9 protein-coding genes and 1 pseudogene are annotated in these 13,498 nt (G+C 45.4%); 9 read left to right on the plus strand and 1 reads right to left on the minus strand.

Annotated features, from left to right (window positions below):
- The first annotated feature begins 1 nt into the window (after position 1).
- From AAGR14_RS05800 to fucP, 9 genes are all read left to right on the plus strand, one after another.
- Complete coding sequence (locus AAGR14_RS05800) at positions 2 to 1,858, plus strand: glycoside hydrolase family 2 TIM barrel-domain containing protein (protein ID WP_342647649.1); 1,857 nt, start codon at positions 2 to 4, stop codon at positions 1,856 to 1,858.
- Between the two features lie 5 nt (positions 1,859 to 1,863).
- Positions 1,864 to 3,738, plus strand: a complete 1,875-nt coding sequence (locus tag AAGR14_RS05805) for a beta-galactosidase family protein (RefSeq protein WP_342647650.1) — start codon at positions 1,864 to 1,866, stop codon at positions 3,736 to 3,738.
- 392 nt (positions 3,739 to 4,130) lie between these two features.
- Positions 4,131 to 5,294 (plus strand): extracellular solute-binding protein, encoded by a 1,164-nt coding sequence (locus tag AAGR14_RS05810; protein ID WP_342647651.1) that lies wholly within the window; start codon positions 4,131 to 4,133, stop codon positions 5,292 to 5,294.
- Positions 5,287 to 6,441: a CaiB/BaiF CoA-transferase family protein gene (locus AAGR14_RS05815; protein WP_342647652.1), complete on the plus strand. Its 1,155-nt coding sequence runs from the start codon at positions 5,287 to 5,289 to the stop codon at positions 6,439 to 6,441. The genes AAGR14_RS05810 and AAGR14_RS05815 overlap by 8 nt, the downstream gene beginning before the upstream one ends.
- Positions 6,438 to 7,577, plus strand: coding sequence for a CaiB/BaiF CoA-transferase family protein (locus AAGR14_RS05820; RefSeq protein ID WP_342647653.1), 1,140 nt, complete (start codon positions 6,438 to 6,440; stop codon positions 7,575 to 7,577). The genes AAGR14_RS05815 and AAGR14_RS05820 overlap by 4 nt, the downstream gene beginning before the upstream one ends.
- A gap of 1 nt (position 7,578) precedes the next feature.
- On the plus strand, positions 7,579 to 8,817 hold the full coding sequence (locus AAGR14_RS05825; protein WP_342647654.1) for an extracellular solute-binding protein: 1,239 nt from the start codon (positions 7,579 to 7,581) through the stop codon (positions 8,815 to 8,817).
- A 32-nt stretch (positions 8,818 to 8,849) separates the two neighbouring features.
- Positions 8,850 to 9,908 carry a Gfo/Idh/MocA family oxidoreductase gene (locus tag AAGR14_RS05830; protein WP_342647655.1) on the plus strand — a complete coding sequence of 353 codons (1,059 nt, stop codon included), beginning with the start codon at positions 8,850 to 8,852 and terminating at the stop codon, positions 9,906 to 9,908.
- An 85-nt stretch (positions 9,909 to 9,993) separates the two neighbouring features.
- Complete coding sequence (locus AAGR14_RS05835) at positions 9,994 to 10,440, plus strand: MaoC/PaaZ C-terminal domain-containing protein (RefSeq protein WP_342647656.1); 447 nt, start codon at positions 9,994 to 9,996, stop codon at positions 10,438 to 10,440.
- Positions 10,441 to 10,443: 3 nt separating this feature from the next.
- Positions 10,444 to 11,748, plus strand: coding sequence for an L-fucose:H+ symporter permease (fucP, locus tag AAGR14_RS05840; protein WP_342647657.1), 1,305 nt, complete (start codon positions 10,444 to 10,446; stop codon positions 11,746 to 11,748).
- 428 nt (positions 11,749 to 12,176) lie between these two features.
- Here the strand turns inward: fucP and sucC are convergent.
- Positions 12,177 to 13,370: pseudogene (gene sucC / locus AAGR14_RS05845) on the minus strand (ADP-forming succinate--CoA ligase subunit beta); the annotation flags it as partial.
- Positions 13,371 to 13,498 lie beyond the last annotated feature (128 nt).

The following is a 13,498-nucleotide window of genomic DNA, read 5'->3' on the forward strand; positions in this document are numbered from 1 at the left end:
AATGAAGAAAATTTATTGGTTAGTATTATTGTTGGTGAGCCATCTGGCAGTTAATGCACAAGATAGCCTGATTACCGATATTGGTGCACGCAAAACAACCAGTTTAAATGGTAAATGGCAATACATTGTAGACCCCTACGAAACGGGATTTTATGATTACCGTTACAAAGAACTGAATCAGAAAAATGGGGATGCTTACTGGAATACCGACATCCAGAAAGACCGTACCGAGAAAAAAGAACATGGTTACATTGATAAGTACAGCATCGAAGTTCCGGGCGACTGGAACCACCAAAAACCCGAGTTTACTTTTTACGAAGGTACGATATGGTATAAAAAATCTTTTGATTACAAGCCGGTGCAGGGCAACCGCTATTTTGTTTACTTCGGTGCTGTAAACTATCGTGCCGATGTTTACCTCAACGGTAAAAAGTTAGGGATGCACAAAGGCGGTTTTACACCTTTTAACTTCGAAATACCTGCCGGGATACTAAAAGAGAAAGATAACTTTTTGGTAGTTAAGGTAGATAACAAGCGTTACGCCGACGAAGTACCTACCCTAAACACCGACTGGTGGAACTATGGCGGTATTACCCGTAATGTTTGCGTGGTAGAGTTGCCGCAGAGCTTTATCCAGGATTTTGTATTACAACTAAAAAGGCCTGTTGATGGGAAGGCCCCGGCCGCATCACCGGATGCCTCGGGTTGGGTTAAAATTAATAATCCTCGGGCTGGCGAAACTATTACAGTAGAAATTCCTGAACTGAAATTCAGGAAACAAATTCCTGCGTCGGGCGAAACTACCGCTTTAAACTTAAAGCTGCCTAAGCTGCAGTTATGGAGCAATGCGACGCCTAAACTGTACAAAGTAGTGGTATCTACCAAAACCAACCGGGTCGAAGACAAAATTGGTTTCCGTACTATTGAGGCCTTTGGCAAACAGGTATTGCTGAATGGTAAGCCGGTATTTATGCGCGGCATCAGTGTTCATGGCGAAATTCCGCAGGATGTACGCAGGGCTTATTCACAAGCAGATGCAATGCAGCTGCTTACCCAAGCCCGTAATTTGGGCTGCAACATGGTGCGCCTGGCGCATTATCCGCACGATGAAACGATGACACGTCTGGCCGATTCATTAGGCGTGTTGGTTTGGTCGGAAATACCGGTTTACTGGACCATTAACTTTGGCAGTACCGAAGTTTTAAATAAAGCTAAAGCACAGTTGGCCGAAATGATTTACCGCGACCATAACCGTGCAAGCATCATCATCTGGTCGGTAGGTAACGAAACACCTATCAGTCCAACGCGAACTGATTTTATGCACAGCCTGATTACCGAAGCTAAGCGCTTAGATAACACCCGTATGGTTTCGGCTGCACTGGAGGTAAATTATGCTTCGGGTAAAAATTTGAATTTAATTGACGATCCGCTGGGAGAATTTGTAGATTTGGTGGCATTCAACGAATATTTAGGTTGGTATGGCGGCCTGCCCGAACAGTGCCGCAAAACTAATTGGGGCACGCCTTACAATAAACCGTTGTTCATCAGCGAAACTGGTGCAGGCGCCAAAGGTGGTTTCCATGCCGACTCGCTTACCCGCTTTAGCGAAGAGTACCAGGAATGGTATTACAAAGAGCAGGTAGCTATGTTAAAACGTATGCCCGATAATTACGTAGGTATATCACCATGGGTACTAAATGATTTCCGTTCGCCTAAACGCAACAACCCGGTATACCAGGAAGGCTGGAACCGTAAAGGGTTGTACGATGATAAAGGCAACAAGAAAAAAGCCTTTTACATATTGCAGGCCTATTACGAGCAAATGAAAAAGTTACATGATCATCCAAAAAGCAAATAATTTACATGAAGAAGAAGTATATATATATAGCGCTTAGCTTGTTTTTATGTGCCAAAGCACCTGCTCAAACCCAACCTATTAATGGTTCGCACACCTTTGCTTTAGGCGATGAAGCATTTATGCTGGACGGAAAACCGTTTCAGATGATTTCGGGAGAGATGCATTACCCCCGCGTACCTCGTGCGGCCTGGCGCTCCCGCATGAAAATGGCCAAGGCCATGGGATTGAATACCATTGGTACCTATGTTTTTTGGAACGTTCATGAGCCTCAGAAAGGTAAGTTTAGCTTTAGCGGCGAAGATGATATTACCGAATTTGTGAACATTGCCAAACAAGAAGGCCTTTGGGTAGTATTGCGCCCAAGCCCTTATGTATGCGCCGAGTGGGAATTTGGCGGCTACCCTTACTGGTTACAAAACGAAAAAGGTTTGGTAGTGCGCAGCAAAGAAACGCAGTACCTTAAAGAGTACGAAGCTTACATCAAAGAAGTAGGCAAGCGTTTAGCGCCTTTGCAAATTAACCATGGTGGCAACATCCTGATGGTGCAGATTGAAAACGAGTATGGCTCGTACGGCAGTGATAAAGAGTACCTGGCCATTAACCAGCGCATGTTTAAAGAAGCTGGTTTTGACGGTTTGTTGTATACCTGTGATCCTGCAGCCGACCTGGTTGCCGGCCACCTGCCCGGCCTGATGCCCGCAGTAAACGGATTAGACGACCCAGCCAAAGTAAAAACACTGATTCGCGAAAATCATAATGGCAAAGGGCCGTTTTATATTGCAGAGTGGTACCCGGCCTGGTTTGACTGGTGGGGAACAACACACCATACTGTACCGGCTAAAGATTATGCCTCAAAATTAGACGGCGTTTTAGGTGCAGGTATCTCTATCAATATGTATATGTTTCATGGAGGTACTACTCGTGGTTTCATGAACGGTGCCAATTATAAAGAAACTACGGCGTTTGAGCCACAAATTAGCAGCTACGATTATGACGCACCATTGGATGAGGCAGGCAACGCTACGCCTAAATTCATGGCTTTCCGCGAGGTAATTGAAAAGCACCTGCCTGCTGGCAAAAAGCTGCCTGCGGTGCCTGCTGCCAAACCTACAGTAAGCGTCCCTGCATTTAAATTAACACAGCAAGCGGTATTGTTAAGCAATCTTCCGGCTGCGGTAAAAAATGCTACTCCGCTAACTTTCGAAGATTTGAACCAGGATTACGGTTATGTATTATACCGGACCAAATTGACTGGCGGAAAATCGGGACTATTAAAATTAACCGATTTGCGTGACTATGCCGTGGTGATGGTAAACGGTAAAATGATAGGTACGCTTGATCGCAGGTTAAAGCAAGACGGCATGGAAGTGAACCTGCCAAAAGGCGAAGTAACTCTGGATTTACTGGTAGAAAACATGGGCCGCATCAATTTCGGCAAGTTTTTGCTGCAAAATAAAAAAGGTATTACCGAAAACGTAAGTTTTGCTGGCAACGAACTGAAAGGCTGGCAGATGTATAGTTTGCCTTTTGCCGACACCAAAGCGCTTAAATTTACAGCCGCCACTGGCAAAAATAGTAACGAAAGCCCGGTGGTACGTAAAGGCAGCTTTACGCTAAGTAATGTGGCCGACACTTACTTCGACATGGAAAGCTGGGGTAAAGGTGTGGTTTGGGTAAACGGTCATAACCTTGGCAAGTACTGGGGTATTGGTCCGCAGCAAACCGTTTATGTACCTGCCGAATGGCTTAAAAAAGGTGCTAACGAAGTTGTAGTACTGGAATTATTAAAGCCTGAACAAACCGAGTTGCAAGGCATTCAAAAGCCGGTTTTAGATAAGTTAGGTAAACCAACTATCTTAAAAATATCGGCAGTAAAATAAGCATCATTGGTGCCGCCGGGCAAATTAAGCTAAGCTGAGTTTGCTTACGGTTGGAGATGACGATAAATTATATGTTATAAAAGAGTGGCCGTCCGGCAAGGATGAGCCACTCTTTTTTGTTTAAGCACAATATTATGCCTGCGTTTAAAGCAAACGGGTACAACAAAAACTTGGTTTCAATCACTAAATGCAATCAATTACCAGTTGCTTTACGCCTTACGCTGTTAAAGTGCTATGCTAAAATGGTACACTTCAATGCACAGATGATATAATAAAATTGTGTTCGGGTAAAATAGCTTTGCTAACGTACCATTGTAACCCATTGCCATTATAGCATACTATCCTGATTATACTTTTCGCCCGGATGATGTTTATAAGTCGCCATTACCTATATGTCTGAACAAATTATACTTAAGGGAATAACCTGGAACCATAGCCGGGGCTTTGTACCTATGACGGCCACTGCCCAGCGCTTTTCAGAATTAAATCCGAACGTTGAAATCGTGTGGGAAAAGCGTTCCCTGCAACAGTTTGCCGATCTTTCTATCGAACAGCTTGCGCAGCGTTATGACTTGCTGGTAATAGATCATCCCTGGGCTGGCTTTGCCGCCAACACCCGTACCATACTGCCGTTCGATGAATTTTTGCTTGCCGAATTTTTGAAAGATCAGGAAGTGAACACGGTGGGCGAATCATACACCAGCTACAACTTTCATGGTCAGCAATGGGCGTTACCTATTGACGCCGCCACGCCGGTAGCCTCCAGTCGTCCTGATTTATTAACCGCACACGGCACAGACAAACCATCAACCTATGATGAATTGATAGAACTCGCTCAACGCGGATTAGTGGCCTGCCCGCTGATTTCTATCGATTCATTGATGACCTTTTACACCTTTTGCTGCTCCTTGGGCGAAGACCCTTTTCAGAATGACAGCGAAGTTGTGAGCCGCGAAACAGGCGTACAAGCACTACAAATGTACCGCAACCTGGCCAAACTGGTTGATCAGGCTTGCTTTGGCTACAACCCCATAAAGGTATACGAGCGCATGACGCTTACTGATGATATTGCCTATTGTCCGTTTGCCTATGGATATTCTAACTATTCGCGTCAGGGCTACGCCCGTAGAGTGCTTCATTTTCATGATATGATAACGCTGGATGGTAAAACCAACCTTCGTTCAACTTTGGGCGGCACAGGTTTGGCTGTTTCATCAAAAGGCCAGCATATTGATGTGGCGATGAAGTACGCTGAATACGTAGCTTCACCAGCCTGCCAGCAAGGCTTATATACTGACAATGGCGGCCAGCCGGGGCATTTAAGTGCCTGGACCAATAAGCACACGAACAGTTACACAGCAAATTATTTCAGTAATACCCTGCCCGCTTTGCAACGCGCCTTCTTACGTCCGCGCTACAACGGTTCTATGTATTTTCAGGACCATGGCGGCGACATTGTACGTAATTACCTCATGAATGGTGGCAGCGAGGCCAAGGTGTTGAATCAACTGGATAGATTATACCAGCAATCGAAAGGACAAGCGCAACATGGTTAAGCCTTTAGATGGATTGGTGGTGCTGGAGTTCAGCCAGTTTATGGCCGGGCCGACAGCAGGTTTACGCCTGGCCGATTTGGGTGCGCGTGTCATCAAAATTGAACGCCCCGTTAAGGGTGAGGCTGGCCGGCAGATTGCCATACGCAATATCTTTGTAGATGGCTCGAGCCTGGTCTTTCATACCATCAATCGGAATAAAGAATCGTACGCGGCCGATTTAAAAGACCCGGAAGATTTAGAGCGTGTAAAAAAGCTGATAGCGCAGGCCGATGTGATGACACATAACTTTCGGCCCGGCGTAATGGAAAAAATTGGTCTGGATTACCAGACTGTACAAACAATAAATCCGCGTATTATATACGGTGTAGTTACCGGTTACGGTAGCGAAGGCCCGTGGGCCATACGCCCTGGTCAGGATTTGTTAATCCAGTCGCTATCGGGTTTAACTTATTTGACCGATACGCATGATGCCGGTCCGGTGCCGTTTGGCCTGGCGGTGGCCGATATTATGTGTGGAGCCCACTTTGTGCAAGGTGTTTTGGCGGCGCTCATCAAAAGAAATAAAACTAAAAAAAGTGTGCTGGTTGAAGTAAGCCTTCTCGAATCAGTGCTTGACCTGCAATTTGAAGTAATAACCACGCACCTTAACGATGGCCGCAAACTGCCGCAACGCAGTAAAAACAAAGGTGCAGGCCATGCTTACCTGAGTGCCCCATACGGTATTTATCGTACTGCCGATGCCTATCTGGCCTTAGCCATGGGCAATCTGCACAAAATTGGCGAGGCGCTGGATGTTGACTTGAGCGATTACTCCAGTCGCGAATCGTGGTTTGAGCAACGCGATGAAATTATGGATAAACTGGCTTTAAGGCTCGAAACGAAAACCACCGCCGAGTGGCTGGCTATCCTCGAACCTTTGGACATCTGGTGTTCTGAAATATTGACGTATGCTCAAAGCTTACATCATGAAGCTTTTGAAGCGATGGGAGTGAAGCAAAACGTGGTATTGCCCGATGGGCAGGAACTGAGTACCACCCGCTGCCCGATACGCATTGACCACAACCGGTTATATTCGCCTGTAGCCGCACCGCAGCCCGGTCAGCAAACCGAAATTATTAATCAGCAATTTAACTTAACCGGTGCATGAAGCCTTTAGAAGATTATTTGGTGGTTGATTTCAGCCAGTTTTTATCAGGGCCGTCTGCCGGTTTGCGCTTGGCTGATTTGGGTGCGCGTGTCATCAAAATTGAGCGGCCTGAAACAGGTGATATCTGCCGGCATTTGTACACTTCAAACGTCATCATGAATGGCGAGTCGTCGGTGTTTCATGCCATAAACCGGAATAAAGAAAGCTTTACGGTTGATTTAAAAAATGAGACCGACAAACAGCACGTTTGGGAGCTGATAAAAAAGGCCGATGTGGTGATGCATAATTACCGCCCAGGAGTGATGGAGCGGTTGGGCTTTGATTATGAGACAATCAAAAACGTAAACCCCGAGGTAATTTACGGAGAAATATCCGGTTACGGTGATGTTGGTCCCTGGAAGGATAAACCCGGCCAGGACCTGCTATTGCAGTCGCTTACAGGCCTAACCTGGTTAAGCGGTAACAACGGCGGCCCGGTGCCGATGGGCTTATCCATTATTGACATGCTGGCCGGTACACATCTGGCGCAGGGTATACTGGCCTGCCTGGTGCGGCGCAGTATTAAAAATGAAGGGGCACTGGTACAGGTAAGTATGATCGAGTCGGCTTATGATTTGCAGTTCGAGGCCGTAACCACCTACTACTACGATGGCTTGCTGCCGCAGCGTACCGAAAAAAATAATGCACATGCATACTTGGGGGCACCTTACGGTATTTACAAAACGGCCAACGGCTACATGGCCTTGGCTATGGGGTCTATTCCGCAGCTGGCACAACTGTTAAAATGCAACGCACTGTTGCCGTACACCGAAGTAGCGCAGGCTTTCCATCAGCGCGACGAAATTAAGGCTATCCTGGCCGACCATCTGCAATTGGATACTACCGAAAGCTGGCTATCAGTGTTGCAGCCTGCCGACATTTGGTGTGCCGAAGTAATGAACTGGGATATCCTGATGCAGCAGGAAGGCTTTAAAGCCCTGAACATGATACAGGAGGTGCAAATGCAAGACGGCTACCAGTATCAAACCACCCGTTGCCCGATACGTATTGATGGTGAGTTGCTTACCTCGAGTAAAGGGTCGCCGGCGCTGGGGCAGGATACTGATAAAATATTGCTGGAAATTAAAACTGAGTAGTATGAGCAGTGCCGACACCATCAGGATAGCCGTGAGGAAGTTTGGTCCGTTTGAGAGCACCCTGCAAAAGCTTTGGGATGCCTTTTGTGCAGAAACAGGCTGCACGCTCAAGGCCGAAATGGTGCCGATGGACCTGGAGTTGCTCTACGATACCATCATCAAAAATAAAGGTCTGCAAAACGGCGACTGGGATATTGCCCATGTAGTTACCGACTGGCTTTACGAAGCCTGGAACAGCGGCTTGCTCGAAAATTTGCAGCCGTATATTCAAAAAGATGCGCCTGAAGAATATCCTACCGCTTGGAGTAATTCATTATTGTCGGCCCAGCACTACCCTAACGGCGTGGCCGGGCTACCGTTTCACGACGGCCCCGAATGTTTAATTTACCGGAAAGATTTGTTTGATGATGTTGCCGAGCAAAAGGCCTATCAACAGCAATATGCCAAACCTTTGCAGGTACCGCAAACCTGGGAAGATTTTAAGACCATAGCCCGTTTTTTTAACCGGCCGGAGCAAGGTCTATACGGTACAGTGCTCGCCGGCTATCCGGATGGGCACAATACGGTTTTTGATTTTGTGTTGCAACTTTGGACTCGTGGCGGAGAACTGACTGATGCAGACGGAGAAGTTGATATAAATACCCGGCAAGCGGCTGAAGGGCTGCAATACTATCGCCAGCTATTTTCAGACACCAGTGCTGTGCATCCCGAATCGGCAGATTACGAATCGGTAGCCATGGGGATGGCCTTTGCCCGAGGCGAGGCGGCCATGATGGTCAACTGGTTTGGCTTTGCTTCCATGTGCGAGGTGATTGCCGAATCGACGGTAAAAGGTAAAGTGGATATTGCCAGGTTGCCTTGTCAGCCAGGTTCAGCTTCGGCATCGCTTAACGTGTACTGGTTGTACACCATAGGAGCAGGCAGTTGCCACAAACAGGTAGCTTTTGATTTTTTGCGCTTTGCTACTAACCGCAGCAGCGATAAATTGCTGACGTTGGAAGGTGGTATTGGCTGCCGTAAATCTACCTGGACAGATAGCGAAGTAAATACCATTATTCCTTATTACCATAAACTACAGGATTTACACGAGGTTGCTAAATCGCTGCCGCAAAAAAGTAACTGGGCGCAAATTGCCCATATTATAGACGAAGTAGTGCTGGCCGCCATCAATACTGATATCCCTGCAGAGCAATTGTTAACACAAGGCCAGCAAAAAATTAATGAACTGATAGTTCGCTAATACAACATATGCAAATTTCTTATCAACCCATAATGCCTCAAAATCCGCAACCTATCGTTATTATAGGTGCCGGCGGTATTGTGAGCGACGCCCATTTGCCGGCCTATAAAAAGGCTGGGTTTAACGTAGTTGGCATTACCAACCGTACCCGCGCCCGTGCAGAAAAACTGGCTGCCGAATGGGGCATACCAAATGCATACGATACCGTTGCCGACGCCGTAGCCAACGCACCCGCTAATGCGGTATACGATATCACCATTATGCCCGAAAAGTTTGTAGAAACTTTAGAGCAACTGCCCGACGGCTGTGGAGTACTCATCCAGAAACCGATGGGCGATTACTTTTGGCAAAGCAAAGAGATACTGGAGGTTTGCCGCCGTAAAAAATTAGCGGCAGCTATTAATTGCCAGCTGCGCTTTGCACCCTACGTAAGTGCCGCACGCGACATGATTGCGCAGGGCCTGATAGGGCAGTTGTACGATATGGAAGTACGTGTGACTTTAACCACGCCTTGGGAGCTGTTTCCGTTTGTGATGGTGCACCCACGGCTGGAAATTCAATACCACAGTATTCATTATATAGACTTAATGCGCTCGTTTTTAGGCGACCCGAAATCCGTAATGGCCAAAACGCTTAAACATCCGGCTAAGGAGCTGTCGTCTTCGAGGTCGACCATATTGTTTGATTATGGTGATACTATGCATGCCGTTATTAACACCAATCACGACCATGCCTTTGGTCCGCATAACCAGGAAAGCTTTATTAAGTGGGAGGGGACTAAGGGAGCGATTAAAGCGCGGATGGGCTTGCTGATGGATTACCCGCACGGTGTGCCCGATAAGTTTGAGTATTGCCTGCTGGAAGAAGGTAAAGCGCCTGAGTGGAAAGAAATAACACTGCAAGGTTCATGGTTTCCGGATGCTTTTATTGGTACCATGTCGAGCCTGATGCGCTACAAGGGCGGCGAAACGGATGTATTGCCTACCCACGTAGAAGATGTTATTAAAACTATGGCCGTGGTAGAAAGTGCCTATCAAAGCAGCGATAACGGTGGCGTGCTGATTGCTGATAAACTGAACGATTTACAGTAGAATAAGGCATAAAGCAGACTTTTATAAATCAGAAAACGATATATTCGAAGCTCGAAGCAGATATGAAGCTCGAAGCAGATATTATATGTATTTCAAATCCACTTTTTTTGAAGATTACAACATTGGCGACAAACGAGTAACTTTAGGGCGAACTATTACCGAAACCGACTTTGTAGTACATGCCGGCCACACCGGCGATTTTTTTCCGCACCATATGGATGCTGAATGGTGCGCCACGCAGCCGTTTAAACAACGCATTGCGCATGGTACCATGATTTTTAGTATTGGCATTGGGTTAACTGCTTCAGAAATTAACCCCGAAGCCATGTCTAAAGGATATGATAAACTGCGTTTTGTAAAGCCGGTTTTTATCAACGATACTATTCGCTCCGAAGTAACCATCTCCGAAAAAGCGGATAGCAAAAAGCCAGCGTATGGCACCGTGACCGAACACGTAGAAGTCATCAATCAAAAAGGAGAAGTAGTACTGGTATGCGACCACTTGCTGGTTGTTAAAAAAACAACTGTTTAACATATGGCTAACATTAGCACTGGCGCCGAAAGCGCTGTAATTAACGAATCAGACTTAAAAGGGAAAAACCTGATGGTGCCCTTCGCGCTTATCTGCTCCCTGTTTTTTTTGTGGGGAATGGTGCATAACACCGATGGTATCCTCATTCCGCATCTTAAAAAAGCTTGTCAGTTAAGTAACGCACAGTCCACCCTGGTAGACACCGCCGTATATGCAGCATACTTTTTAATGGCTATACCTGCAGGTATACTGCTCAGAAAGCTGGGTTATAAAAAAAGCATCTTGGTGGGGCTTTGTTTAGCTGCTATTGGTGCAGCGTTATTTATACCGGCTGCAAATGCACTTGCTTATACCGGATTTTTAGGCGCTTTGTTTATTATAGGCTGTGGCATTGCTATATTAGAAACAGCTGCCAATCCTTACGCAGCTGTACTTGGCGACCCGGCCAAAGCTACTACCCGTTTAAATTTGGCGGCAGCTTTTAACGGTGTAGCAGCCATGGTAGGCCCGTTAGTAGGTACGCTATTTATTCTTTCGGGTAAAAGCCTTACGCAAGCCCAACTTGATGCAATGCCATCTGCCGAACGCACTGCTTATCTGTTGCATGAAGCATCATCAGTAAAAGTGCCTTACGGCATACTTGCTGGTGTACTGGTTTTGGTAGCTATATTGTTTGGGTTAACCAAGCTGCCCGAAATTAAAAATGTAACCAAAGAAGAAACCGCGGGCGGTAGCTTTTTGGGTACTTTAAGGCATAAGCATTTAGCCTGGGGCGTTATTACTCAATTTTTTTACGTAGGAGCACAAACATGTGTAATTAGCTTTTTTATCAGGATGGCCATTCAGGGTGGAGGCTTTGATGAAAAAACCGCAGGTTTTTGGCTGGCGGTATACGGCGCATTTTTTGTAGGCGGCCGCTTTATTGGTACGTTCATCTTACAGTATATAAAAGCTCCCAAACTGCTTGCTATTTATGCTATTTCGGCTGCTGCGCTATGCGGTCTTGCTATTTTAATTCAGGGTGTATTTGTAGTCTATTGTCTGTGTGGTATAGGCTTCTTCATGTCTATTATGTTCCCAACCATATTTAGTTTAGGTATTGATGGCTTAGGTGAAGATACTGCACCCGCCTCGTCATTCATGATTATGTCGATAGTAGGCGGTGCCATACTGCCTTATATTATGGGTATGGTGATTGATTTTAGTCATGACAAGATACAGCCTGGCTATATCATACCGCTGCTTTGTTTTCTTGTAATTGTGTATTTCGGCTTAAGTGGTCACAAAATCAAAAAACATTTAGTGTAACAGAGCGCATTGCCGGCAAATTTTATAAGAAACGCCTCAAAACTTGAAAAGGCGACGACGATTTAGCCGGCAAATACTCGAGCGGAACTTTTGTGGCTGTACCTGCGGATAAATGTTTCTGGCGCTTATTAGCAACCTGCCTGAGAAAGCAACCTGTTGAGCTGGAGGCTTGGATTGATTTAGATGTGGCCAAATGGCTTACGTAACAAAATACGCTTGTAATTGACAGAGTCGTTAACACAATCTATAATTTATTGCATATAAGCAGAGGTAAGCTGATATTTGAAGCTGCGTTAGCAACATTATAGACATTGTTGAATGCTCAATGAAAAAGTCACCTTAAAAAATATTGAAATAACAAAAGCGCCTTGTAATTTGATTACAAGGCGCTTTTGTTATTTCAATAAACGTACTAAAACGTTTGTGTGTTATGCTAACACTTCTTTAACGCGTTCTGCAGCTTCTTTTAATAAGATAGCCGAGAATACTTTCAGACCTGAATTATCAATCAGTTCTTTTGCTTCTTTAGCATTAGTACCTTGTAAACGTACAATGATAGGCACAGGGATGTTACCAATTTCCTGGTAAGCATCAATTACACCCTGGGCAACACGGTCGCAACGTACTATACCACCAAAGATGTTAATTAAGATAGCTTTAACGTTAGGATCTTTTAAGATAATGTTAAAGGCAGCTTTAACCGTTTGTGCGTTGGCAGTACCGCCTACATCTAAAAAGTTAGCAGGCTCGCCACCGGCAATCTTGATAATATCCATGGTAGCCATAGCTAAACCGGCACCATTAACCATACAACCTACATTACCATCTAATTTAACATAGTTTAAGTTAGAGTGGCTGGCTTCAACCTCCATCGGGTCTTCCTCGTTAGTGTCGCGCAGGGCGGCATAATCCGGGTGGCGATAAAGCGCGTTATCATCCAGGTTCACCTTAGCATCAACAGCTAAAATTTTATTGTCTGATGTTTTTAGTACCGGGTTAATTTCAAACTGCGAAGAGTCGGTAGCATCGTAAGCTTTGTATAAAGCAGCGATAAACTTAACCATGTCTTTGAATGCATCGCCTGATAGGCCTAAATTAAAGGCTATTTTACGGGCCTGAAAGCCTTGCAAACCAACTTTAGGGTCAATCTCTTCTTTATGTATCAAGTGAGGAGTAGAGTGAGCTACTTCTTCAATGTCCATACCACCTTCGGTAGAGTACATGATGATATTACGGCCTTTAGCACGGTCAAGCAATACACTCATGTAAAACTCTTTAGTTTCGCTATCGCCTGGGTAATAAACGTCTTGTGCAACTAATACTTTGTGTACTTTTTTGCCTTCCGGACCGGTTTGAGGAGTAACCAGTTGCATGCCTAAAATAGCATCGGCTTTTTCTTTAACCTCATCAAGATTTTTAGCTAATTTAACGCCACCACCTTTACCACGGCCGCCGGCATGGATTTGGGCTTTAATAACTACCCAGCTCGAGCCGAAATCTTCTTTCATTTTTTGGGCAGCCTCAACAGCCTGTTCAACAGTGTCGGCTACAATGCCTTCCTGTACCCTTACGCCAAAACTTTTTAGTATGGCCTTACCCTGATATTCGTGAATATTCATGTCTTGTGAAGAATTTGCGGTAAATCTACAATTTCAGTTGTATTTAAAAAACCTGATTAGACTTTTTATATAAATACCGCAATCATGTACGTCCATTCGTGCCAAAGTATACCGGGATAATTAGCTGATAA

This window comes from Mucilaginibacter sp. CSA2-8R (assembly GCF_038806765.1).
Classification (GTDB): Bacteria; Bacteroidota; Bacteroidia; order Sphingobacteriales; family Sphingobacteriaceae; genus Mucilaginibacter.